The organism is Sphingobium sp. DC-2, from assembly GCF_000722555.1.
GTDB classification, from domain to species: Bacteria; Pseudomonadota; Alphaproteobacteria; order Sphingomonadales; family Sphingomonadaceae; genus Sphingobium; species Sphingobium quisquiliarum.
On the sequence record NZ_JNAC01000026.1, the window covers coordinates 166,719 to 190,903 of the forward strand.

General features: G+C 63.6%; 23 protein-coding genes. 6 read left to right on the forward strand and 17 right to left on the reverse strand.

The genetic code is table 11. From position 1 onward, the window contains the following. Positions 1 to 2: 2 nt before the first annotated feature. On the reverse strand, positions 3 to 1,295 hold the full coding sequence (gene glmU, locus ET21_RS0104585; RefSeq protein WP_237751489.1) for a bifunctional UDP-N-acetylglucosamine diphosphorylase/glucosamine-1-phosphate N-acetyltransferase GlmU: 1,293 nt from the start codon (positions 1,293 to 1,295) through the stop codon (positions 3 to 5). Between the two features lie 158 nt (positions 1,296 to 1,453). Here glmU and ET21_RS0104590 point away from each other — a divergent pair, with 158 nt between their 5' ends. Beyond that, positions 1,454 to 2,128: an HAD family hydrolase gene (locus ET21_RS0104590; protein ID WP_030538764.1), complete on the forward strand. Its 675-nt coding sequence runs from the start codon at positions 1,454 to 1,456 to the stop codon at positions 2,126 to 2,128. A gap of 135 nt (positions 2,129 to 2,263) precedes the next feature. Beyond that, positions 2,264 to 3,436 carry a GGDEF domain-containing protein gene (locus ET21_RS0104595; protein ID WP_037470223.1) on the forward strand — a complete coding sequence of 391 codons (1,173 nt, stop codon included), beginning with the start codon at positions 2,264 to 2,266 and terminating at the stop codon, positions 3,434 to 3,436. 59 nt (positions 3,437 to 3,495) lie between these two features. Here ET21_RS0104595 and lpdA read toward each other — a convergent pair whose 3' ends face one another. The 10 genes from lpdA to ET21_RS0104645 all read right to left on the reverse strand — a co-directional run bounded on the left by lpdA (position 3,496) and on the right by ET21_RS0104645 (position 16,272). Then, positions 3,496 to 4,896 (reverse strand): dihydrolipoyl dehydrogenase, encoded by a 1,401-nt coding sequence (gene lpdA, locus ET21_RS0104600; RefSeq protein WP_021237512.1) that lies wholly within the window; start codon positions 4,894 to 4,896, stop codon positions 3,496 to 3,498. Between the two features lie 109 nt (positions 4,897 to 5,005). Further along, positions 5,006 to 6,250, reverse strand: coding sequence for a 2-oxoglutarate dehydrogenase complex dihydrolipoyllysine-residue succinyltransferase (gene odhB / locus ET21_RS0104605; protein WP_030538766.1), 1,245 nt, complete (start codon positions 6,248 to 6,250; stop codon positions 5,006 to 5,008). A gap of 8 nt (positions 6,251 to 6,258) precedes the next feature. After that, complete coding sequence (locus tag ET21_RS0104610) at positions 6,259 to 9,054, reverse strand: 2-oxoglutarate dehydrogenase E1 component (protein WP_021237514.1); 2,796 nt, start codon at positions 9,052 to 9,054, stop codon at positions 6,259 to 6,261. A gap of 89 nt (positions 9,055 to 9,143) precedes the next feature. Continuing rightward, the gene (gene sucD, locus ET21_RS0104615; protein ID WP_021237515.1) at positions 9,144 to 10,028 is read right to left on the reverse strand and encodes a succinate--CoA ligase subunit alpha; all 885 of its coding nucleotides are present in this window, start codon (positions 10,026 to 10,028) and stop codon (positions 9,144 to 9,146) included. A 106-nt stretch (positions 10,029 to 10,134) separates the two neighbouring features. Further along, the gene (gene mdh / locus ET21_RS0104620; protein ID WP_021237516.1) at positions 10,135 to 11,097 is read right to left on the reverse strand and encodes a malate dehydrogenase; all 963 of its coding nucleotides are present in this window, start codon (positions 11,095 to 11,097) and stop codon (positions 10,135 to 10,137) included. Between the two features lie 284 nt (positions 11,098 to 11,381). Beyond that, positions 11,382 to 12,494: a cell division protein ZapE gene (gene zapE, locus ET21_RS0104625; protein ID WP_021237517.1), complete on the reverse strand. Its 1,113-nt coding sequence runs from the start codon at positions 12,492 to 12,494 to the stop codon at positions 11,382 to 11,384. Beyond that, positions 12,491 to 12,952 carry a PaaI family thioesterase gene (locus ET21_RS0104630; protein ID WP_223308058.1) on the reverse strand — a complete coding sequence of 154 codons (462 nt, stop codon included), beginning with the start codon at positions 12,950 to 12,952 and terminating at the stop codon, positions 12,491 to 12,493. The genes zapE and ET21_RS0104630 overlap by 4 nt, the downstream gene beginning before the upstream one ends. A gap of 4 nt (positions 12,953 to 12,956) precedes the next feature. Beyond that, a complete protein-coding gene (locus tag ET21_RS0104635; protein ID WP_021237519.1) occupies positions 12,957 to 13,745 on the reverse strand; it encodes a succinate dehydrogenase iron-sulfur subunit in 789 nt (262 codons plus the stop codon). Positions 13,746 to 13,881: 136 nt separating this feature from the next. Beyond that, positions 13,882 to 14,667 (reverse strand): nucleotidyltransferase family protein, encoded by a 786-nt coding sequence (locus tag ET21_RS0104640; RefSeq protein ID WP_030538768.1) that lies wholly within the window; start codon positions 14,665 to 14,667, stop codon positions 13,882 to 13,884. Between the two features lie 39 nt (positions 14,668 to 14,706). Next, positions 14,707 to 16,272 (reverse strand): M23 family metallopeptidase, encoded by a 1,566-nt coding sequence (locus ET21_RS0104645; protein WP_030538769.1) that lies wholly within the window; start codon positions 16,270 to 16,272, stop codon positions 14,707 to 14,709. Between the two features lie 206 nt (positions 16,273 to 16,478). Between ET21_RS0104645 and ET21_RS0104650 the strand changes: the two genes are divergently transcribed. The 4 genes from ET21_RS0104650 (at position 16,479) to ET21_RS0104665 (ending at position 20,659) form a co-directional block, all read left to right on the forward strand. Beyond that, entirely contained in the window at positions 16,479 to 19,127 is a 2,649-nt protein-coding gene (locus ET21_RS0104650; protein ID WP_030538770.1) for a helicase-related protein, read from the forward strand. Beyond that, on the forward strand, positions 19,120 to 19,416 hold the full coding sequence (locus ET21_RS0104655; RefSeq protein ID WP_030538771.1) for an RNA-binding S4 domain-containing protein: 297 nt from the start codon (positions 19,120 to 19,122) through the stop codon (positions 19,414 to 19,416). Before ET21_RS0104650 ends, ET21_RS0104655 begins: the two co-directional genes overlap by 8 nt. An 84-nt stretch (positions 19,417 to 19,500) precedes the next feature. After that, positions 19,501 to 19,839 (forward strand): ferredoxin FdxA, encoded by a 339-nt coding sequence (gene fdxA / locus ET21_RS0104660; RefSeq protein ID WP_021237681.1) that lies wholly within the window; start codon positions 19,501 to 19,503, stop codon positions 19,837 to 19,839. 292 nt (positions 19,840 to 20,131) lie between these two features. After that, positions 20,132 to 20,659 carry a CarD family transcriptional regulator gene (locus tag ET21_RS0104665; protein WP_021237680.1) on the forward strand — a complete coding sequence of 176 codons (528 nt, stop codon included), beginning with the start codon at positions 20,132 to 20,134 and terminating at the stop codon, positions 20,657 to 20,659. A gap of 275 nt (positions 20,660 to 20,934) precedes the next feature. Here ET21_RS0104665 and ET21_RS0104670 read toward each other — a convergent pair whose 3' ends face one another. The 6 genes from ET21_RS0104670 to ET21_RS0104695 all read right to left on the reverse strand — a co-directional run bounded on the left by ET21_RS0104670 (position 20,935) and on the right by ET21_RS0104695 (position 24,178). Beyond that, positions 20,935 to 21,171: a hypothetical protein gene (locus ET21_RS0104670; RefSeq protein ID WP_030538772.1), complete on the reverse strand. Its 237-nt coding sequence runs from the start codon at positions 21,169 to 21,171 to the stop codon at positions 20,935 to 20,937. Positions 21,172 to 21,277: 106 nt separating this feature from the next. After that, positions 21,278 to 21,787, reverse strand: a complete 510-nt coding sequence (locus tag ET21_RS0104675; protein ID WP_021237678.1) for an asparaginase domain-containing protein — start codon at positions 21,785 to 21,787, stop codon at positions 21,278 to 21,280. A gap of 54 nt (positions 21,788 to 21,841) precedes the next feature. Next, the gene (gene proC / locus ET21_RS0104680) at positions 21,842 to 22,654 is read right to left on the reverse strand and encodes a pyrroline-5-carboxylate reductase (RefSeq protein ID WP_030538773.1); all 813 of its coding nucleotides are present in this window, start codon (positions 22,652 to 22,654) and stop codon (positions 21,842 to 21,844) included. An 11-nt stretch (positions 22,655 to 22,665) separates the two neighbouring features. Beyond that, the gene (locus ET21_RS0104685) at positions 22,666 to 23,172 is read right to left on the reverse strand and encodes a YbjN domain-containing protein (protein ID WP_021237676.1); all 507 of its coding nucleotides are present in this window, start codon (positions 23,170 to 23,172) and stop codon (positions 22,666 to 22,668) included. Between the two features lie 110 nt (positions 23,173 to 23,282). Continuing rightward, the gene (locus tag ET21_RS0104690) at positions 23,283 to 23,582 is read right to left on the reverse strand and encodes an accessory factor UbiK family protein (protein ID WP_021237675.1); all 300 of its coding nucleotides are present in this window, start codon (positions 23,580 to 23,582) and stop codon (positions 23,283 to 23,285) included. A 47-nt stretch (positions 23,583 to 23,629) separates the two neighbouring features. Beyond that, entirely contained in the window at positions 23,630 to 24,178 is a 549-nt protein-coding gene (locus ET21_RS0104695; RefSeq protein ID WP_030538774.1) for a TspO/MBR family protein, read from the reverse strand. Positions 24,179 to 24,185 lie beyond the last annotated feature (7 nt).

The window sequence follows — 24,185 nt, forward strand, 5'->3', positions numbered from 1 at the left end:
CTTCACTTGGCTGCTTTGCGCGCCTGCATCTTCGCCCTGAACCGGCTTGCCCAGCCCGGCTTGGCATCCTGTGCTGGCCGGACGAGACATAGAGCGTCGGCGTCGACATTCTTCGTCACGACACTGCCCGCGCCCACAATCGCCCCGTCGCCAATCTTTACCGGTGCGACCAGCGCACTGTTGGAGCCGATAAAGGCCGCTGCTCCGATCTCCGTCCGATATTTGAAGAAGCCGTCATAATTGCAGGTGATCGTCCCCGCACCGATATTCGCGCCAGCGCCGATGATGGCGTCGCCAATGTAGGAGAGGTGATTGACCTTCGCGCCTTCGCCCAGTTCCGCTTTCTTGATCTCGACGAAATTGCCGACCTTCGCCTTGGGGCCGACCTTGGCTCCCGGCCGCAACCGCGCATAAGGTCCGACCTCTGCCCCCACCCCGATATCCGCGCCTTCCAGATGCGAAAAGGCGCGGATGGTGGCATTGTCCGCCACCGTGACACCGGGGCCGAACACGACATTCGGCTCGATCAGGACGTCGCGGCCCAGAACCGTATCATACGCAAAGAAGACGGTATCCGGCGCAACCAGCGTAACGCCGTCGCGCATCGCTTCCGCACGGCGGCGGTCCTGCCAATCCGCTTCCACGCTGGCCATTTCGGCGCGGCTGTTGACGCCTGCCACTTCCCACGCCTCCGCTTCGATCACTGCGCTTTGCGCGCCGGGCAGCATGACGATGTCCGGCAGATAATATTCGCCTGCCGCATTATCGTTGCCGATCTTGTCGAGCAGCACGAACAGGTCGGTCGAACGCACCGCCATCAACCCGGAATTGCAGAGCGTCACTGCGCGTTCCGCCGCATCGGCATCCTTATATTCAACCATTTTTTCAATGACGCCCTGGCCATCGGCGATGATCCGGCCATAAGCGGCGGCATCGGCGGGCCGGAAGCCAAGGACCACGGCACGCGGCTCGTCACCCTGGTTCAGCCGGTCCAGCATCGCGCGCATCGTTTCGGCCCGCACCAGCGGCACGTCGCCGTAAAGGATCAGGATGTCGCCAGCAAAACCAGCGAGCGCGTCATGCGCCTGCGCGACCGCATGGCCGGTGCCTAGCTGCTTGTCCTGCACCGCGATCACCGCCCCCGTGCCCGCGACCGCCGCCTCCACCTGCTCGCGTCCGGCCCCGGCCACCACGACCTGCCGTTCAGGCTTCAGTTCCGAAACGCTTGCAAGCAGATGGAGCAGCATGGGCCGTCCCGCGACGGGATGCAGCACCTTGTGCCTGGCGGATTTCATGCGCGTTCCCTGTCCGGCGGCAAGGATGATGACGGCGACGGGGCGGGTGGCGGTCACGGGGAACGCGTCCTTCCTGAAAGATGAAGAGGCAAGAATCTGGAGGCTCTCTGCCACGTTTGACTTGCCTTTGCCACCGTCCAGGCCGCATGAGCCCGGCCATGTCACGGATTCCATTTGACGTCGTCGGCTTCGACCTGGACGGCACCTTGCTCGATACCAGCGGCGATCTGGCTGCGGCGGTCAATTATGCGCTCGCCACCATCGATCGGCCGCCTTTCGCCGTGGAAGCCATCCAGCCGTTTGTCGGAAAAGGCGCAAAGGTGATGCTGCAACGCGCGCTGACGGCGTCAGGCGGATATGACGACGAACTGATCGCCACAACCTTGCCGGTCCTGCTCGATTATTATGAGCAGAATCTCGCCATCCACTCCGTTCCCTATCCCGGCCTGATCGCGGCGATGGACCAGTTGGACCAGGCAGGCGTGAAGCTGGCGATCTGCACCAACAAGTCGAAGCGCTTCACCATTCCGCTGATGCACCAGATCGGCCTGTCGGACCGCTTCGCCAGCATCGTCTGCGGCGATACGCTGCACGTGTCCAAGCCCGATCCTGCTCCCATCCTGGAAATGGTGGCGCGCGCGGGCGGCGGCAGGGCGATATTCCTGGGCGACACGATCAACGACATTGCGGGCGCGCGCAATGCAGCGATCCCCAGCATTGCCGTCAGCTTCGGATTCCTTGACGGCCCGGTCGAAAATCTGGAGGCCGACGCAGTGATCCATCATTTCGATGAACTGCTGCCGTTGCTTGAAAGCTGGCCATCTAGCTGCTGAGCGGCCGATTATGTCCATATCGGACGAATAATCGTTCCATTCTGGAAGTATTTGTTAAGCCTCAGATTATAGGCGCAACTCTGGCTGCATTAGTCAGGCGGCAATCACCAGCTAGTGAAGGATGAGGCGACCGGCATGGGAGAAAATTTCGCTTTCTTCCTGCCCGTCATGATGGCCAGCTTTAGCATCGCCTTCCTCGCGCTCTATAGCCGGGGCGTACGTGTCGCAGGCTGGTGGAGCGCCGCCTATTTTTGCGTCAGCGCTGGCTTTTCCGTTCCCCTTGCTTATGCCGCCGTGGCCGCCCCTGTGTGGAGCCTGCTCGCCGACCTGCTGTTCGCGACCGGGTTCCTGTTCTTCAGCGAAGCGCTGCTCCAGCGCTGGCGGCCCTATTGGCTGCTGCGGACCCGCATCGCCATCTGGGGGCTGTCTTGCCTGCTTTGCACCACGGCCATCGCTATCGGCAATCTACCGCTGGAACTGGCTGCGTCCGATTTCGGCTGCTTCCTGCTGACCGCCCTTCCGCTGGTCGCTGCGCGCGCCCGGTTGAAAAGCGGAGCCGACCGCATCCTGTTCGGCGCGGCCGTGCTGGTCGCGCTCGACCATCTGGTGAGGGGCAGTACCGTCCCGATCACCATCACCCAGGGAACCGCCTTTCTGGGCAGCGAATATGCTTTCCTGACACAGGCGCTTGCCTGCATATTCGGGCTGTTCCTCGCTCTGGCGGCGCTCGCAACCCAGGTTTTCGATCTGCTGGCCCGCTATGAACGCCAGGCGATGATCGACCCGCTGTCAGGCTTGCTCAACCGCCGTGGCTTCGATGAGGCAGTGGGACAGCTACGCTCGAAAGCCCGTTCGGGCAGCCTCATCGTTTGCGACATCGATCATTTCAAGGCTGTGAACGACGAATTCGGCCATGCCCTGGGCGACCGGGTCATCATCGCGCTGGCCAGGCGGCTGGAAGCAGCCGCGCTCAAGCACGGGATTAGCGCCCGCTTCGGCGGCGAGGAATTCGTCCTCTTCCTCCCCGGCGCCGATGCCGCCCGCGCCGCCGCGATCGCCGACGACGTGCGCGAAGGCTTCACGCGCGAGATCGGCTCAACCTTGCCGATCACTCGCAAGGTGACCGCCAGTTTCGGCCTGTCCACCGTACAGCACGCCGACGCCTCGATCCATGACACCATCGCCCGCGCGGACAAGGCGCTGTACGAGGCGAAATCGCGAGGGCGGAACCGCGTCTGCGTGCGGCGCGCCCTTTCCTCGCCAGAAGCGCCGCCTCGCCCCTCTGCTCCCGCCGTCATCCACGCCTGACATGAAAAAGGCCGCTCGTCAGGAGCGGCCTTTTTCGTCCTTGCCGCAGCGGCGGCCGATTACATATGGATGGGCTTGCCGGTAACGGCCATCGCTGCTTCCTTGATCGCCTCGCTATGCGTCGGGTGCGCGTGGCAGGTATAGGCGATGTCCTCGCTGGAGGCGCCGAATTCCATCGCCTGGGCCGCCTGCGCGATCATCGTTCCCGCCACGGAGGCGATGATCCACACGCCCAGCACCTTGTCGGTTTCCGCATCGGCGATGATCTTCACAAAGCCATCGGGTTCGTGATTGGTCTTCGCCCGGCTGTTGGCAAGCATCGGGAACTTGCCGACCTTGATCGCGCCCTTTTCCTTGGCCGCTTCCTCGGTCAGGCCCACGCCCGCGATTTCCGGGCTGGTATAGACGACCGACGGAATGACATCATGGTTCACGATGCCGGTCAGGCCGGCGATGTTTTCCGCAACGGCAATGCCTTCATCTTCGGCCTTGTGCGCCAGCATGGGACCGGGGATCACGTCGCCGATCGCCCAAACGCCCGGCACCTTGGTCGCAAAGTCATGATCCGTCTCGATCTGGCCACGGCCATTCAGTTCCAGCCCGATCTTGTCGAGGCCAAGGCCTTCCGTGTTCGGGCGGCGACCGATGGATACAAGCACGACATCGGCTTCGATCGTTTCCGAAGCGCCACCGGCCGCCGGTTCGACCGTCAGGGTGACGCCCTTCTTATGCGCCTGCGCGCCGATCACCTTGGTGCCGAGCTTATATTCGAAGCCCTGCTTCTTGAAGATCTTGTGCGCTTCCTTACGGACTTCGCCGTCCATGCCGGGCAGGATCTGGTCGAGATATTCGACCACCGTGACCTTCGCGCCCAGACGGCGCCAGACCGAACCCAGTTCCAGCCCGATGACGCCGCCGCCGATGACGACAAGGTGATCGGGCACCTTGTCCAGCTCCAGCGCGCCGGTGGAATCGACGATCAGGCCCTTGTCATTATCCACTTCGACGCCGGGCAGCGGCGTGACGGACGATCCGGTGGCGATGACGATATTCTTCGCCGTCACCGTCTTGCCCGCCACCTCGACCGTGTTTGCGCCGGTGAAGCTGGCGCGGCCCTTCAACCAGTCGACCTTGTTCTTCTTGAACAGAAACTCGATGCCGCCGGTCAGGCCCTTGACCGCATCCTTGCGCTGCCCCTGCATCGTGTCGAGGTCGAGGCTCATCTTGTCGATCTTGACGCCCAGCTTGGCAAGCGCGCCGTTCGCGGCTTCCTCATACAGCTCGGAAGCATGCAGCAGCGCCTTGGACGGGATGCAGCCGACATTGAGGCAGGTGCCGCCCAGCGTCTCGCGGCTTTCAGCACATGCGGTCTTTAGGCCCAGCTGCGCCGCACGGATCGCGGCCACATAGCCGCCCGGGCCCGCGCCGATCACCAGGACATCATAATCGAAGTCTGCCATACCAATCTCCGTTCGCCCTGAGCCTGTCAAAGGGCATTACTTCTTCTTTTGTCCTGTAGGAAGGACGGGGCTTCGACAGGCTCAGCCCGAACGGGACGATAGGTTGATCTTACAGGTCGATCAGCAGCCGGGTCGGGTCCTCGATCGCGTTCTTCACCGCGACCAGGAAGGTCACGGCTTCGCGGCCGTCGATCAGGCGATGGTCATAGCTGAGCGCCAGATACATCATCGGCCGGATGACGATCTGACCGTCGCGGACAACCGGACGATCCTCGATCCGGTGCAGGCCCAGAACGGCCGACTGCGGCGGGTTGATGATCGGGCTCGACAGCAGCGATCCGAACACGCCGCCATTGGAGATGGTGAAGGTGCCGCCCTTCATATCGTCCATGGTCAGCGTGCCTTCCTTGGCCTTCTTGCCGAAGCTGCCGATCGTCTTTTCAATGTCGGCAACGCTCAAGGATTCAGCGTTGCGGATGACCGGTACGACCAGGCCGTTCGGGGCGGACACTGCCACCGAGATATCGGCGAAGTCGTTATAGACGATCTCGTCACCCTCGATCTGTGCATTGACGCCGGGAATGTCCCTCAGCGCCATGCAGACGGCCTTGGTGAAGAAGCCCATGAAGCCAAGGCGCACGCCGTGCTTCTTTTCGAACAGGTCCTTATATTTGGCGCGCGCCTCGATGACGTTGGTCATGTCGACGTCATTATAGGTGGTAAGCAGCGCCGCGGTGTTCTGCGCTTCCTTGAGGCGCTTGGCCACGGTCTGGCGCAGGCGGGTCATCTTGACGCGCTCCTGCTTGCGGCTCGGGCCAGCGGCGGGCGCTTCGGCGGCGGGCGCTGCGGCAGAAGCCGAAGCGGTCGCCTTGGCAGTGCCCGCGGCAACGGCGGCCATCACATCGTCCTTGGTCAGGCGGCCGTCCTTGCCGCTACCCCTGATCTTGCTGGGGTCCAGTCCATGCTCCAGCACCAGGCGGCGCACGGCGGGGGACAGGGTGAGGTTGCCGCCCTCCTCCTCATCGGCCGGAGCCGACGCGGCAGGCGCAGGCGCAACGGCTTCCGCCTTGGCGGCCGGAGCGGGAGCAGCAGTCGCGGGAGCCGAGGTTGCGGCAGCGCCCTCGTTGATCATCGCCAGCAACGCGCCGACATTCACCGTATCGCCTTCCTTGGCGATGATGTCGCCCAGCGTTCCGGCGACCGGCGCAGGCACATCAACGGCGACCTTGTCGGTTTCCAGGCTGACGATCGGCTCATCGGCCTTTACCGCCTCGCCGGGCTTCTTCAGCCACTGGCCAACGGTCGCTTCGGTAACGGATTCGCCCAGGGTGGGGACTTTGACTTCGGTAGCCATGAGCTGTGTCAGCCTTTCTTCTGGCGGCGGATTTCTTCACGAACGCTGTGACCCAGCGCATCGGCGACGAGCGCGCCCTGTTCGGCGACGTGGCGCTTGGCAAGCCCGGTAGCGGGCGAAGCGGACGCCTTGCGTCCCGCATAGCGCGCACGCGCCGGAGCCCTGCCCGCCTGTGCCAGCGCTTCCTCGATATAGGGTTCGACAAAGAACCAGGCGCCGTTGTTGCGCGGTTCTTCCTGGCACCAGATCACCTCCTCCAGGTTCGTCATGCGCTTCAGGCGCACGGCAAGGGCCTCGGTCGGGAAGGGATAGAGCTGTTCGATGCGGATGATCTGGGTGTCCTTGTCACCCGCCGCGTCGCGCGCTTCCATCAGATCATAGGCCACCTTGCCCGAACAAAGGACAAGCCGCCTCGTTTCCGCATCCGGCGCCGGATTGATGTCCGACAGGATGCGCATGAAGTGCGTTTCGCCCAGGAAATCCTGCGTCTTGCTGACAGCCATCTTGTGCCGCAGCAGCGACTTGGGCGTCATCATGATCAGCGGCTTGCGGAACGGCCGCAGCATCTGCCGCCGCAGGATGTGGAAATAGTTGGCCGGCGTCGTGCAGTTGGCGACCTGGATATTCCCTTCGGCGCAAAGCTGGAGAAAGCGTTCCAGACGCGCCGAGCTATGTTCAGGCCCCTGCCCTTCATAGCCGTGCGGCAACAGGCAGACGATGCCGTTAGACCGCAACCACTTGGTTTCCGACGATGCGATATACTGGTCGAAGATGATTTGCGCGCCGTTGGCGAAGTCGCCAAACTGCGCCTCCCACAGCACCAGGCTCTTGGGGTCAGCGAGCGCATAGCCATATTCAAAGCCCAGCACGCCATATTCCGACAATGGGCTGTCAAGCACTTCGAACCGGCCATGGGGAACGGTCGACAGCGGAATATATTTACTCTCGTTGTCCTGATCCACCCAGACGGCATGGCGCTGGCTGAAGGTGCCACGGCCTGAATCCTGGCCCGACAGACGGACGCCATAGCCCTCCGACAGCAGCGATCCGAAGGCCAGCGCCTCCGCCGTCGCCCAGTCGAAATTCTCGCCGGTCTTGAACATCTCCGCCTTGGCGTCGATCACGCGGCGCAGCGTCTTGTGGACATTATGACCTTCGGGAATGGTGGTCAGAGTCTTGCCCAGGCTGTCGAACAGCTTCTGGCTGATTGCGCTCTCGACATTCTGCCGCGCGGTTTCCGCGTCGGCGGGCTTGTGCAGGCCCGACCAGCGCCCGGCGAACCAGTCGGCCTTGTTCGCCTTGTAGCTCTTGGCCGCCTCGAACTCTTCCTCCAGATGATTGACGAAGTCGCCCGTCACCTGCGTGACGAAATCATCGTCGACCACGCCTTCTGCTTTCAGCCGCGCCGAATAGACGTCGCTGACCGGAGCATGCTGGCGGATCTTCGCGTACATCTGCGGCTGGGTAAAGCTGGGCTCGTCGCCTTCATTATGGCCAAAGCGGCGATAGCACCACATGTCGATCACGATGTCGCGATGGAAGGTCTGACGATATTCGATCGCCAGCTTGCACGCAAAGGTCACGGCTTCGGGATCGTCGCCATTGACGTGCAGGATCGGCGCCTGAACACCCTTCGCCACGTCGCTGGGATAGGGCGAGCCACGGGAGAATTGGGGCGAAGTGGTGAAGCCGATCTGATTGTTGACGATGAAGTGGATGCACCCGCCAGTATTGTAGCCGGACACACCCGAAAAGCCGAGGCATTCCCAAACGATACCCTGCCCGGCAAAAGCCGCGTCGCCATGGATCAGTACCGGCAGCACCTGCTCATGCCTGCCCAGATCGTCCCGGAAGGTCTGCTGCGCGCGAACCTTGCCCAGCACGACGGGATCGACCGTTTCAAGGTGCGACGGGTTGGGGACCAGCGACATATGGACCTTGACGCCGTCAAACTCACGGTCGGTCGACGTGCCAAGGTGGTATTTCACGTCGCCCGAACCGCCGACATCCTCGGGATTTGCGGTGCCGCCCGAAAATTCGTGGAAGATGACCCGGAAACCCTTGGCCATCACATTGGCGAGCACGTTCAGGCGGCCGCGATGGGCCATGCCGTAGACGATCTCGCGAACGCCCAGCGCTCCGCCATATTTGATGATGGCTTCAAGAGCCGGGATCATGGACTCGCCGCCGTCCAAGCCAAAACGCTTGGTGCCTACATATTTGCGGCCCAGGAACTTTTCATATTGTTCGGCCTGGATGACCTTGGACAGGATCGCCTTCTTGCCTTCGGGCGTGAACTGGATTTCCTTGTCCTTGCCCTCCATGCGGTCTTGCAGGAAACGGCGCTCCTCCACATCGGCGATGTGCATATATTCAAGACCGACATTGCCGCAATAATTGGCGCGCAGGATCGCAACGATCTCCCGCACGGTGGCATATTGAAGGCCGAGAGAACCACCGAGATAGACCTTCTTCTCAGGGTCATTAAGGCCGTGATATTCCGGCGTCAGGTCGGCAGGCAGGTTACGCTGGGACAGGCTCAGCGGGTCAAGATTGGCAGCCAGATGGCCACGTACGCGATAGGTGCGGATCAGCATCTGCGCCCGGATGGCGTCGTCGGCCGCGCTTACGGCGTCCGCATCCGTGACCGCCTTGCCCGAAGCCTTGGCCGCCGCCTTCACCGCGACCTGCATCTGCGTCGGGTCCATCGCCCCGGTCAGGTCATCCGTCTCACTCAGCGGCCAGTTGCTGCGAGCCCAGCTCGGCCCCTGTTCGACTTCGAAATCCTGATTCTCGTAACCCATTTTCCAGCGTCCCATGCCACCCGCGTGCAGTCACGGATCGGGGGTAACAAGCGGCCGGGGTGCAGCCCGGCCGCCTTGTCAGGCCTAGATCAGCCCTTGAGGACTTCGACCAGAGTCGAGCCCAGTTCCGACGGGCTGGCCGCAACCTTGATGCCCGCGGCTTCCATCGCGGCGATCTTGCTTTCCGCGTCGCCCTTGCCGCCCGACACGATTGCGCCGGCATGGCCCATGCGGCGGCCCGGAGGCGCCGTGCGGCCAGCGATGAAGCCAGCCATCGGCTTCTTCCGGCCGCGCTTGGCTTCGTCGATCAGGAACTGCGCCGCCTGCTCCTCAGCATCGCCGCCGATCTCGCCGATCATGATGATCGACTGAGTGGCGTCGTCGGCCAGGAACAGTTCCAGCACGTCGATGAAGTTCGTGCCGTTGACCGGATCGCCGCCGATGCCGACAGCCGTGGTCTGGCCCAGACCCGCGTTGGAGGTCTGGAACACGGCCTCATAGGTCAGCGTGCCGGAACGCGACACGACGCCGACCGAACCCTTTTTGAAGATGCTGCCGGGCATGATGCCGATCTTGCATTCGTCAGGGGTCAGGACTCCGGGGCAGTTCGGGCCGATCAGGCGCGACTTGCTGCCCGAAAGCGCGCGCTTCACGCGCACCATGTCGAGCACCGGAATGCCTTCGGTGATGCAGACGATCAGCGGGATTTCGGCGTCGATCGCTTCCAGGATCGAGTCAGCGGCGAATGGCGGCGGAACATAGATCACCGACGCATCCGCGCCCGTCTTCGCCTTCGCTTCGGCAACCGTGTCGTACATGGGCAGGCCGATATGGCTCGTGCCGCCCTTCCCAGGAGTCACGCCCGCGACCATCTGGGTGCCGTAGGCCAGCGCCTGTTCCGTGTGGAAGGTGCCAGTGGCACCGGTCATACCCTGAGTGATGACCTTGGTGTTCTTGTTCACCAGAATGGACATTATCGCCCCTTCATCTCAATGGCGTGGCATTTTGAGTTAGGGCGGCCCGCGTCAGGCTGCGCACTTACCTGAAGCGGACCGGTGCAGGTCGTTAGGACGCGAGCCGTCAGGCCAGCGAGGAATCGATGCCCTTGCAGGCGTCCAGCAGTTCCTTGACGGCATCGACGGACACCTGGAGGTTCGACTTGGCTTCGGCGTCGAGTTCGATCTCGACCACCTGCTCGACACCGTCCTTGCCGATAATCACGGGCACGCCGACATAGAGGTTGTCGACGCCATATTGGCCGGTCAGGTGCGCAGCGCAGGGCAGCAGGCGCTTTTGATCAAACAGATAGGCCTCAGCCATGGCGATGCCGCTCGTCGCGGGCGCGTAGAAGGCCGAACCGGTCTTGAGCAGGCCGACGATCTCGCCGCCGCCCGAACGGGTGCGCTGCACGATTGCGTCAATACGCTCCTTGGTGGAACGGCCCTGCTTGATGAGGTCGGGGATCGGGATACCGGCGACGGTCGAATATTGCACCACGGGAACCATCGTGTCGCCATGGCCGCCCAGAACGAAGCTGTTCACTTCCTTCACCGATACCTGGAACTCTTCGGCCAGGAAGTGGCTGAAGCGCGCCGAGTCCAGCACGCCCGCCATGCCGACGACCTTGTTGTGCGGCAGGCCGGAAAATTCGCGCAGCGCCCACACCATCGCGTCGAGCGGATTGGTGATGCAGATGACGAAAGCGTTGGGGGCGTTGTTCTTGATGCCCTCGCCTACAGCCTTCATGACCTTGAGGTTGATGCCCAGCAGGTCGTCGCGGCTCATGCCCGGCTTGCGAGCGACACCGGCGGTGACGATGATGACGTCGGCGTCCTTGATGTCGGCATAGTCGTTGGTGCCGGTGATCTTCGCGTCGAAACCTTCGACAGGGCCGCATTGCGACAGGTCCAGCGCCTTGCCCTGCGGCACGCCTTCCACCACGTCGAAGAGGACGATGTCGCCCAGGCCCTTCAAGGCGGCGAGATGCGCGAGCGTACCGCCGATATTGCCAGCGCCGATGAGCGCGATCTTCTTACGGGCCATGTGCAATCATCCTCCAATCACGGAAAACAAGGAATTGCCCGCCCGCTTAGGCCGATATCGTTAAGGTTTCAACCGCGGATGAGCCCCGCTGCCAAATTATCTTTGCAATTCATTCGCAGTTTCATTAAGAGCGGTTTTGCCCTGTCGGCGCGCGTTCCTACCCTGACGCACGGCCATTCCCGCAGAGGCCACCTGCCGGGCGCTTCCCTCCCTTGGGGAAGCGTCCGGGCCATTTCAAGACAAGGATAAATAGGCGAGCCGCGTCTTCTGTCGGCCAGCCGGAGCTATTTGGGCCCGTGACCCAGCGCCAGATAATCGTCCGACTGCATTTCCATCAGCCGGGACACGGTGCGCTCAAATTCGAAGGCCCCGTCGCCTTCTGGATAAAGCCTCGCGGGCTCCGCATCGGCGGACGCGAGCAGCTTCACCTTATACTCGTATAGCGCATCGATCAGGGTCACGAAGCGCGCCGCCTCATTGCGCTTTTCCGGGCCCAGCACCGGAATGCCGACCAGGATCACCGTGTGAAAGCGGCGTGCGATAGCGAGATAATCGGGCGCGCCGCGCGCCTCCGCACAAAGCCGCTTGAAGGAGAAGACGGCGACGCCCTTGAGGCTCTTTGGCACGTGCAGCGTGCGGCCGCCCTGTACCGCAATGTCCTCCGCCGGAACCTTCGCGCGATCCTCCACCGGATAATCGGTCAGCCGGAAAAAGGCTTCCGACAAAGCCTTGGTCGCTTCGGCGCCGTTGGGCGAATGCCACAGCTTCGCGTCGCCCAGGCGATCGAGCCGGTAATCGGTCGGCCCGTTCAGCGGCAGCACGTCCAGCCGCTCCTTGATCAAGTCGATGAAGGGCAGGAAAAGCTGGCGGTTAAGGCCATTTTTGTAAAGCTCGCCCGGTTCCCGGTTCGATGTCGTGACGACGGTCATCTGCCGGTCGAGCAGCCCCGCGAACAGGCGCGACATGATCGCGGCATCGGCCATATTGTTGACGACCATCTCGTCAAAGCACAGCAACCGCGCTTCGTCCGCCAGCGAATCTACCACTGGCGGGATGGGATCGCCCTTTTCCGACTTGCGCGCTTCGGCCAGCCGGGCATGCACGTCCAGCATGAATTCGTGGAAATGCGCCCGCTTCTTGCGATCGATCTGCACCGTGTCGAAGAACAGGTCCATCAGCATGGATTTGCCCCGTCCCACGCCGCCCCACATATAAAGGCCGCGCGGGGCTTCCGCCTGCTTGCCGAGCAGCCGCGACAGGAAGGACGTGCGCGGCGCGGCGGCTTCAAGCTGCTGCTGCAACTGGTCCAGCCTCGTCGCGGCGGCTTCCTGATCGCGGTCGGCCCGAAGCTCGCCAGCAGCCACCAGCGCGCGGTAACGCTCGATCACGCTGCTCATCTGGGCGTCGGCACCTTGCGCACCGTCGCGGTCGACGCCGCCACCATCCTGTCGTCCTGATGGAGGGTCAGGCGCATGAAAAACAGCCGCCCGGTTTCCTGCAATATCTCGACATCGGCGCGCAGCGGCCGCCCGATTTCACCCGATCCGCAATATTGCATGGAAAGATCGACCGTCACCGCCGCGGCTTGTTCCGGCCGGCCCACCGCGGCCAGCGCGGCGAAATAGGCATGATCGGCAAAAGCGGCGAGGAAGCCGCCATGCAGCGCGCCGTTGCGGTTGGCGTGCGACTGGAGGGTTTCCAGCATCACCGTCGCCCGGCGTTCGCCATCACCGCGCGAATAGCTGGGGCCGATCGACGTGTCGAGAAAAGTCCCCGGCACCGGATCGCTCCATCGCAGCCAGCCAGCCCAGGGGCCGTCCGGCACCCGGCTTACAGGCTCAGCATCACCGGTCACTGCATCAAAGCTGCCGTTCGACCATCATCTTCTTGGTCTCAGCGATCGCCTTGGCGGGGCTGAGACCCTTGGGGCACACATTGGCGCAGTTCATGATGGTGTGGCAGCGATAGAGGCGGAACGGATCTTCCAGCTCGTCCAGGCGCTCGCCGGTATATTCGTCGCGGCTATCGGCCAGCCAGCGATAAGCCTGGAGCAGGATCGCCGGGCCCAGGAACTTGTCCGAATTCCACCAATAGCTGGGGCAGCTGGTCGAACAGCAGGCGCACAGGATGCACTCGTACAGGCCGTCCAGCTTCTCACGGTCGGCGGGCGACTGGAGCCGCTCCTTGCCGCTGGGTGCGGGGCTGACGGTTTGCAGCCACGGCTTGATCGAGTTGTACTGCGCATAAAAGTGCGTGAAGTCGGGCACCAGATCCTTGATCACGTCCATGTGCGGCAGCGGCGTGATCCGCACTTCCTTGCCCGCGCATTCATCAATGGCGGTGGTGCAGGCAAGGCCGTTCTTGCCATTCATGTTCATCGAGCAGGAACCGCAAATGCCTTCGCGGCAGGACCGGCGGAAGGTCAGCGTCGGATCATATTCATTCTTGATCTTCAGCAGCGCGTCCAGGACCATCGGGCCGCAATTGTCCAGATCGATCTCGAACGTGTCGTACCGCGGATTCTGCCCCGAGTCGGGATCGTAGCGATAGACCTTGAAGCTCTTGACGTTGCTCGCACCGTCAGGCGCCTTGTGGGTCACGCCCTTACCGGAAATCTTGCTGTTCTTGGGCAGAGAGAATTCGGCCATGGGTTTACGATGTCCTCCATCCGCGCCGATAATCGTTCGGCTCGCGCAGGCGAAGCCCTTAGCGGCTGATCTCGCTCTTTGCTACCCATCAAAGGGCAAAAGCGAACAGTTGGCCGGATAAGGCGCGATCGGCGGCTCAGCCGCGCCTTTCGCCCAATATCCGTTCGATCAGCGCCACATCGTCGGGCTTGTCGGCATCGATGCAGGCCTCTGCCCGGTTCATCGCCACCAGCCGCGCGATGAGGCCAAAGCGCCGCCCCACCCGCGCGATCCCGCCCCTCAGGGTCGATATCCGCAGCATCGCGCCCAGCAGGGCGACCGGCCCGAAGGCGGACAATATCTTCCACCCCTTCTTCCGGTCCTGCTCCACCTCCTGCCACAAAGCGACCACAGGCCGCGCCTTGACGCTGCCGAACCAGAAGAGATTGGCCCCGGACCACCAGCCATCGCGGAACTTGAGCCAGGTGCGCCGCGAATCCGGGTAGCGGGCGAGCAATGTGGCGCGCTCCACCATGGCGACGGCGATGTCCGCCCCCTCCGCTTCCCGCACGAACTGGTCCAGCATGGCCGGGTCCAGCAGCACATGATCGGCCGTCGTCACCAGCAAGGGGAAGGTTACGTCCGGCCGGTCCAGCAGCGCCATCAGCGTGGAGGCGATCCCCGCGCCGCTCTGCTCGAATATCACGCGCGGATGCTCGCCCAGCCAGGCCGTCGCCGGATCACCGGTCAAGAGGGACGGCGTCTGCGTCAGGATCATCAGCTTGCCGATCGCGGGATGCGCCAGCAGGGCGCGCGCCGGATAGTTGATCATCGGCTCCCCCGCCACGGGCGCAAGCGGCTTGATCGCCACGCCCGCCGCCTTGGCCAGCGGGTCGGTGCCGGGACGCGAACCGGCAAGCAGGATGGCGGCGGCCTTGGTCATTCCCGCCGCCTAGCGAAGCGGCATCGGAACGCAAAGCGGTTAATTGGCGAGCGCGACCTGTTGCGGCGCCGGGCGGGCATTCTTCGCCATTTCGCCCGGCAATCCGATGCGCAGGCTTTTCAACTGCGCCAGCCGCGCGCGGAACGCCGCCAGCTCGCGGCCCGCCAGTTGCGCGGTCGTCGTGAACTTGACCGACAGCGGATTGACCGTGCGGCCGTTGCGGTAAAGCTCATAATGCAGATGCGGCCCGGTCGACAGGCCGCTGGAGCCGACATAGCCGATCACCTGCCCCTGCCGCACCCGCTGGCCATAGCGCGCGGCGATGCGGCTCATATGCGCATAGCCGGTCGCCAGGCCGTTGCCATGCTCCAGCCGCACATAATTGCCGTGGCCGCCATGCCGTCCCGAATAGGATACGACGCCATCCGTCGCGGCATAGATGGGCGATCCATAGCGCGCGGCGAAGTCGATGCCGGCATGCATGCGGGTATAGCCCAATATCGGGTGGCGGCGCATGCCAAAGCCCGAAGACATGCGGCCGGAGACGGGCGCGGACAGCACGCCGCGCCGCTCGCCAACGCCCGAAGCCTCAAACCACTGGCTGCGTCCCTCGCTCGTCCATTTGAGCATGTCGATCCCGCGCCCGCTGGCACGGCGCAGGCCAGCGAACAGCAGATCGCCGACCTCCGCCTCGCCGGTTTCAGCGCGGTGATATTCGGTGATGATGTCGTAGCGGTCGCCCGCGCGGACCGATCCCAGATCGATCTGCTGGGCAATGACGCGCAGGAAGGACTGAATCGCCTTGGGCGGAGCGCCCGCTGCACGCGCCGACTGATAGATGCTGTCGCCGATGACGCCCTGGATTCGCAAGGGCGTGTTGTCGACATGGATCGGCGTGCGCTTCACTTGCAGCACTCCGCCAACGCGGTTCACCTCAAGCGCGAGGTCGAGCCGTGCGCGGAAGCCGAGATGGTCGAGCGGCCGGGGCCTGTCGCGGCTGGCGCGGCGGCCAAGGATGATGTCGAGCGGCGTGCCCGGCTTGACCCCCGCCGCTATGTCGCCGCCGACCATGCTCATGACCGTGGCGACATCGCCGCTGCTGACCCCGGCGCGGGAGAGCGCGTGCCCGAGCGAATCGCTGCTGCCGATCTGGGCGCGCAATTCGATCTGCGGACGCTCCGGCGTCTCGCGCAGCGGCTGCACCGCATCCGTTGGCCCCATGCGCCGTCCGCTGTCCGCGCCCAGCGCCAGCGGGGTGATCATCTGGCTGCGCACTTCGTCGAATTGCGGCTGGGCGAGCAGAGGCTGCGGCTCTCCCGGCAAGGCGTGAAAGCCGGGGGAGAGATAAAGGGCCGCTGCGCACAGGCCGAAACAGGTCGCCAGGCCCCTGAACCAGGTGAGGCTGCCTACCCGCTGGCCAAGGTCGGGAACCAGTTCGACATCTTCCGCCCAGTCGCGCAGGCGGGCACGCCAGTCGCGCTGCTCGCTGGCAGGAGCGCTGCCCTTGCCGATGGCGTCCAACGCCCACAAGGACGCGGACGCGCCCCCCTGTTGAGGACCGAACTGGCTGCCATGAAACACGTTTAAAAGGCCCCCCGAGGGCATCAACCCGCACGACCCCCGCCGCGCGTTCGTCGGCACTGTTGTGAAGGCATAGGGTTAAAGTCAAATAAAGATGCCTTTTTCCTGCCGCTCCGCGCGACGAAACGTGCCCTTCAATCGTTCAACGCATGAATATCCGGCGAAAAGGAGATGAGGCCCACCGCTTTCCCCTTGCCCTTGTCTCCACCCTCCCCGACATAGAGAGGATCATGGCCCAGTTCGCCCGATCGCCCGTCACCGCCGTGCTGGGTCCCACCAATACCGGCAAGACGCATCTCGCCGTCGAACGTATGTGCGGTCATTCCAGCGGAATGATGGGATTCCCGCTGCGCCTGCTGGCCCGCGAAGTCTATGACCGGGTGGTCGCGATCAAGGGGCCTAACCAGGTCGCGCTGATCACCGGCGAAGAGAAGATCTTGCCGCAAGGCGCGCTTTATTATCTGTGCACGGCCGAATCCATGCCGGTCGGCGGGGGCCGGGAGGCCAGAGCCACGGCCAGCGGCCCTGGCGATTTCGCCTTCGTCGCGCTGGACGAAGCCCAACTTGGCGCCGACCCGGAGCGCGGGCACGTCTTCACCGACCGGCTGCTGCGCGCCCGGGGTCGCGAGGAAACGATGATCCTTGGGTCAGCCAGTATCAGCCGGGTCGTGAAGACGCTCGTGCCGGAAGCGGAGATCATCAGCCGCCCGCGCTTTTCCACCCTCTCCTATGCGGGCGCGAAGAAGCTTTCCCGCCTCCCCCGCCGCTCCGCCATCGTCGCCTTCTCCGCCGAGGAGGTTTATGCCGTCGCGGAAATGCTGCGCCGGTTCCGGGGCGGCGCGGCGGTGGTCATGGGCGCACTGTCGCCGCGCACCCGCAATGCGCAGGTTCAGATGTTCCTGAATGGCGAGGTGGATTATCTGGTCGCCACCGACGCAATCGGCATGGGGCTCAACCTCGATGTCGCGCATGTTGCCTTCGCATCGCTGCGCAAGTTCGACGGGCGGCGCACGCGGCGGCTGACCGTATCGGAAATGGCGCAGATCGCCGGGCGGGCGGGCCGCCATCATCAGGACGGCACCTTTGGCAGCCTGGGGCATGAAGATGGCGACGCTGCCTTCACGCCCGAAGAGATCGAGGCGATCGAGGCGCATAGATTTCCCCCCATCGACCGCCTTTACTGGCGCGACGGCGAGCCGGGAATGGACAGCGTCGGCCACCTGATCGCGGACCTTGAAGCGCGGCCCGATCGCCCCGAACTCGCCGCCGCGCCGGAGGCTGTGGACCTTGCGGTGCTGAAACGGCTGGCGGACGATCCGCTGGTCGGGGAACGGGCAAGGGGCACGAAACAGGTCGAGCGGCTGTGGGCGGCTTGCGGCATCCCCGATTTCCAGAAGCTGGGCGCTGATCATCATGCCCGCACCGTCAGCCGCATCTGGCGCTTCCTGTCCGAAGGCCACGGCCATATCCCGCGCGACTGGTTCGCTCAGCAGATCGCCCGCCTCGATTCGGTTCAGGGCGACATCGACATCCTGTCAGGCCGGATCGCGGCGGCGCGCACCTGGTCCTACATCGCGCATCGCGCCGACTGGCTCGCCCATCCAGCCGAAATGGCGGAGCGCACCCGCGCGCTGGAGGAAAGGCTGTCCGACGCGCTTCATGCCGCGCTGATGCAGCGTTTCGTCGACCGCCGCACCGCCGTCCTGCTGCGCGACATCGGGCAGGACGCCAGCAATCTGCCGGTCGAAATCGATCAGGATGGGACAGTCTGCGTCGATGGAGAGACGATTGGGCGACTTGACGGATTTCGTTTCTCGGTCGATCCGGCTACGCGGCATCAGGATAGAAAGATGCTGCTGGCGGCGGCGGAGCGCCGCCTTGGAAGGATATTGCGAGTGAAGGCTGACGAATTGCTGGGCGCGCCCGACACTGATTTCGCGCTCATGGATGAAGCGGGACAGGCGCCCGGCATCAGCTGGCAGGGGAATGCCGTGGCCGCGCTGCTGGCCGGTCCGTCGCTGCTGGCTCCGGAATTGCGGCTGGATCGCGCGCTCATGGCGCTGGGACAGGATGTGCAGAAGCAGATTGCCGCTCGTCTCTCCGCATGGTTCGAAGCGCAGAAGGAAAAGCATCTCCTCCCGCTCACGAAAATGGCGGCGAGCGCATCCGATCCTCAAGTGCCTGCCGTAGTGCGCGCCGTCTTCGCGCAGCTTGCCGATGCTGGCGGCGTGATAGCACGCACGGACCTCGATTCGGCGCTGGGGCATCTCGACAAGGATCAGCGGCACCTGCTCCGCCGCGCGGGCATCGATATCGGCGTGCTCGACATCTACCATCCCGGCCTGCTGAAACCCGGCGCGGCCCGCTGGCGCGCGGCGCTGCTGGCGGCCCGGCTGGGCAAGCCCTGCCTGCCGCTGCCCCAGCCCGGCCTCACGCTCATCAAGGCGGGCGAGAAGGCGGATCAGATGGGCGCGCGCGTCGCCGGATTCCGGGGCTTTGGCGATCAGATGCTGCGCATCGACATGGCAGAGCGCATGGCCCGGACCGCGCACGAAGCCATAGCTAAGGGCGAGGCCTTCTCCGCGCAAAGCCCGCAGATCGTCTCCCTTGGCCTGGATGAACCATCCTTCCTGCACCTCATGCGCCTGGCCGGGTTCAGGCCGGTCGAAGCGCCAGCCGAAGGCGCGCCGAACTGGGCATTCCGTGGACGGCAGAAGGCGCGGCCGAACGAACAGCATCATCCGCGCGGCAATCATGGCAGGCGCAGCGCACCGGCGCGCGGCGGCGCGCCCGGCCGTCCCGCTCCAGCCGCATCCCCTGCTCCTGCCGCCAATCACGCCTTCGCCGGGCTTGCCGATCTGCTCGGCCGCAATGGCTGAGACCGCAGCGGCCGGAGGCCATGGGCCAAGCCTGCGCATCGACAAATTCCTGTGGTTCGCGCGCCTCGCCAAAAGCCGATCGGTCGCGCAGAAAATGGCGGAGGACGGCCATATCCGGCTGAACGGGCGCCGCATCGAACGGGCGCATTCCCCTGTCCGCGCGGGCGACCTCATCACCTTTCCGCATCCCAATGGCGTACGCGTCGTCCGCATCGTCCAACTGCCCGGCCGCCGCGGCCCCGCGCCCGAAGCGCAAAGCTGTTACGAAGAACTGAAGCTTGGCCATTAGGCAGGCAAAAATATCCTCATTGACCTTCGGGCGCGCCGCGCATAGCAGGGCCGCCGCTGTCCAAACCCTATAGAGTGCTGACCCATGACCTATGTCGTGACCGACAATTGCATCCGCTGCAAATATATGGATTGCGTTGAGGTCTGTCCCGTGGACTGTTTCTACGAGGGCGAGAACATGCTGGTCATCAATCCCAACGAATGCATCGACTGCGGCGTGTGCGAACCGGAATGCCCGGCCGAAGCGATCCTGCCGGACACCGAAAGCGGCCTGGAACAGTGGCTGGAACTCAACACGAAATATTCCGCCGAATGGCCCAACATCACCGTCAAGGGCGAAGCGCCTGCCGACGCGGATGAGATGAAGGGCGTCGAGAACAAGCTGGAGAAGTTCTTTTCTCCCAATCCCGGCTCCGGCAGCTAAGCGGCAGGCCTGACCGGCCTGTCATCATGGCCGCGCCGCCGTTGCAAGCCGCCCTGTGAAAAAGACTAGCCATTGCGCCTGATTCCGGCCCTTGCCGCTCGATATTGTGGCGGGGCTGGAATTTTTGTTACGAATCTGCTAAATGAGTTGCGAAAGACGGATATGGTCGCATCCGTTCTGGAGAATTCGCCTCATGTCTTCACGGTAGCGCCGCGGGCCTCTTCACTTGTGCCGCATTCGCGCACCTGTTCCCGTGACGTTCACCGTATCAGCTGAATTAGAAAGGTTGCAAATGGCTGCCAAGGCGCTGTCCTTTGATGTTGGTGATTATGTCGTTTACCCCAAGCATGGCGTTGGCCGTGTGGTGGAATTGCAGAAGGAGCAGATTGCGGGCATGGAGCTTGAGCTTTATGTCCTGCGCTTCGAAAAAGAACGCATGACCCTGCGCGTCCCCACCAACAAGGCTGAGGGAGTCGGCATGCGCAAGCTGTCCTCCAACAAGACCCTTGAAGAAGCGATCGACACGCTGAAGGGCAAGCCCAAGGTGAAGCGCACCATGTGGTCGCGCCGCGCCCAGGAATATGAAGCAAAGATCAATTCGGGCGACCTCGTGTCGATCGCCGAAGTGACGCGCGACCTTTTCCGCGCCGACGATCAGCCGGAACAGAGCTATTCCGAACGGCAGATCTTCGAAGCGGCGTCCAGCCGCCTGGCACGCGAACTCGCCGCCATGGAGGAAACGGACGAGCCGAGCGCGCTCAAAAAGATCCTGCGCATCCTGAACGAGGCCGCGCCCAAGCATGCAAAGGCCGAAGCCTGAACAATCTTCGCCTGGACGATCTTCGGTTGAGCCGTCAACGGCATACCGGAATAAAGAGCGCCTGAAAGGGCGCTCTTTTTTATGGAGTAAACTCCTTCCGTTCGGGCTGAGCGAAGTCGAAGCCCTTAACCGAGCGGAGCGAGGCCAGGCGAGAGCTTGTCCCAATCATGCTCTCCCATGTTCCTGCGAAGGCAGAAACATGGTGCACTTCGTTCCAAACAGGCAAATGGCCTCGGCACACTGATACGAGAAGTATTTCGGTCGTCCCAGCCGGCCTATTCGCTCTTACCGCTGGCAGCGCTCTGCGCCGCATCGCCGACATCGCTCGCCGCCTGACCCACCTGGGTCGCAGCGCTTTCCACCGCGCTATCCTTGCGGGATTCGCTGCTGATCAGGAAAAAGGCCGCAATCGCCACCACAAGCACCAGCAGCAACACGGCCAGGGCGGTGCCGCCGCTGCGCTTTTCAATGACGGTCGTCGTCGTTGCCGGGCGTTCCTGATAATCCGCCATCATATCCTCCTCATCATTACGCCTCCCGCACGAATAATGTCCAAGTGCGGCAGCGGTTCCTGACGAGAAGAAAACGGCTGATCCTTGCATCCCCGGCGCCCGCCGGTCAGCCCTTTGGATTCAGGGGCACGAATGCCCCTTTCTCCCGGTCCTTCACGACCTCATCTGCACGGAACACCGATCCGCTCATGGTGATGTAGATGCCGGGCGGCGACATTTGCACCGTTGCGAACGCCATGCCCAGATTGAAGCTGGCGTCACTTTCACCAAAGCGCGCCGGGGCCAATGCGCCCACCAGCACCACGGTCTTGCCGGGAATGGCACGCAACCATTTGGCCGTTTCCGTCATCGTGTCGGTGCCATGCGTGATGATGACGTGCTTTTCGGGAGCCGCCGCTACGCGATCGCGAATTCGCGCCCGGTCGGCGTCATCCAGGTCAAGGCTGTCCTTCCGCGCCACTTCTTCGACCCGGAACGGCCGCTTGACGCGTGCGATCTCCAGCAGCTTGGCCATGACCGTTTCGCCGACCTGATAATCAGACAGGGCGTCGAAGTAGATTTTGTCGATAGTGCCGCCCGTGGTGAGGATCAGGATCGGCGTTTCAGGAGGCAGCATGGTAAATGGCTCCGCACTCGGTCACTCAGGCGCGCTGACGATCGTCCAATAGATCTAACCGCCCCGCGCCATTTCCTCCCCCCGGTCGCGCGCGGCGGTCAGCGTATCGGTCATCAGCTTTAGCAGCCTGCCGTCAGCATCCAACACGTTGAGCCCCTCACGCGTCATGCCTCCGGGGCTGGCAACCCGGTCGGCCAGCACGCCGGGACTGTCCGCGGCCTGCTTTGCCATATTGGCCGATCCCCACACGGTCGCCATAGCCATGCGCGCCGCCTGTTCAGCGGACAGGCCGATCGCCTCGCCTGCACGGGCAAAGGCATCGATGAAGCGGAACAGGAAAGCCGGACCGCAGCCCGACAGCGCCGTCACCTCGTTGAACTGCCCCTCATCAGCGATCCGTTCCACCAGACCGAGCGGCGACATGAGCGCCTCGACCGCTGCATAACCCTCAACCGCCGTCCGCTCGTCAGCGCAGAGCGCAGTCACGCCGCCGCCAATCCCGACGGGCAGGTTGGGCATGGCCCGGACGATATCGCGCACCGCCGGGAAATGCTGGCGCAAATCCGCCAGACGCGTGCCAGCCAGAATGGATACCAGCCGCGCCTCCCCGTCGCTGATGGGCGCCAGCGATTCCGCAACATCGGCGAGTTGATAGGGCTTCATGCCCAGCAGGATCGTCGTGCCCGGCGGCAGGGTCGCGGGATATTCCGATATGACCCGCACCCCTTCCGCCACGGCCCGGCCGCTTGGGCGAAGCACCGTCACCCTCGCGGGGTCCAACCCGCACGCGAGCCAGCGGGCGAGCATCTGCCCCGCCATATTGCCGCAGCCGACAAGGAAAAGATGATCGGGCCAGAGCGTGGACATCGACTGCCGCCTCAGGCTTCGCCGCGCGTTTCGATGAGGCTGGCGGAGATCGCCTCCGCCGGGCTCTTGCCGCCCCACAGCACGAACTGGAACACCGGGTAAAAGCGCTCGCACTCGTCGATCGCCGTCTCCACCAGAATCTGCGCCTGATCGAGCGTCAACGTCCCGCCCGCGCCCAGCAGAGCGCCGTGGCGGAACAATATGATGCCGCTGGAGGACCAAAGCTCGAAATGGCCAAGCCAAAGCTGCTCGTTGATCAGGCCCAGCGTTTCGTAGATGGCGGCGCGCTTTTCATCGCTGACCCGGATGTCGGGCAAGGCCAGCAATTGCAGCACCTGATCCTCGTCGCGCCATATGCCGCGCAGTTCATATTGCGCCCAGGAACCCTGCGTGCTCGCAACGATTTCGTCCTCGCCGACCTGATCGAAGCTCCAACCATGCGCTTCGAAATAGGCGGCCAGCATGTCGATCGGCGCGGCTTCCTGGCCGCCATTTTCATATTCGTCGCTGTCCATCATCTGCCGGCCTTAGAGCATGTCCCGATCGGTAGGGGAACCGATCGAATCGGCAAAATGCATGAAAGCTGTGGATCGTTGCAGAAAACGAACGGATGGGGATGCAGCGGCCGCTATTGCGCGTCCGTGGGCTTGTCCTTGGCGGGACGCACGGTCTTGGTCACCGGCTCGGGCGAACGGCCTTCCAGCGCGTCGATCCGAGCCTTCAGCAACTCCACTTCCTCGCGGGCGGCAGCGGCCATCGCCTTGACGGCATCGAATTCGTCGCGGCTGACGAAATCCATGCCGCCGATCCACTGCTTAGCCTTTTCACGGGCGTTGGTCTCGAACTCCCGGCTCATGCCCGCGACCGTCCCGGCGGCGCCGTTCACCAGCTTGGCGAGGTCGTCGAAAAAGCGATTTTCGCTCTGCATGATCTGCTTATCCTGTCTTGATGGGCGCATCACCATGCGCCCGGCATCTATATCTGGGCCTTGAGCGCGGGCGCGACAAGGGTTTCCGCATCGGGATTGAGGCGGCCGATCTCATAATTGAGCGCCGCGGCGAAGACCAGCCATGCAAGATAGGGCAGCAGCAAAAGGCCCGCAGCCGCCCTGATCCTCCAGAAGAGAAAGGCGGTGATGGCGACAGTGACGATCAGCAGCAGGATCAGGATCAAGGCATTATCCACCTGATGCGCGCGGAAAAAGAGCGGCGACCAGAGCAGGTTCATGACGAGCTGGACCAGGAACAGCAGGATGGCCGCCCCCCGCCCGCGCGATCCCCGCGCATGGATGATCATCGCCAGCGCCAGGCCCATCAGCACGTAAAGGACCGTCCACGCAGCCCCGAAAGCCCAGCCCGGCGGCATGAAGGCGGGCTTTTCCAGCGCGTCGAACCAGCGGTTGCCACAGCCGCTATTGGCTATCCGGCCGGACAGGAAGCCCAGGAACACGATCGCGGGGACGCTCACCAATGCCCAGCGCAGATAGGCGAGGCGCAGTTGGCCAGGGGACGCGATCTCGTTCATCGGCAGG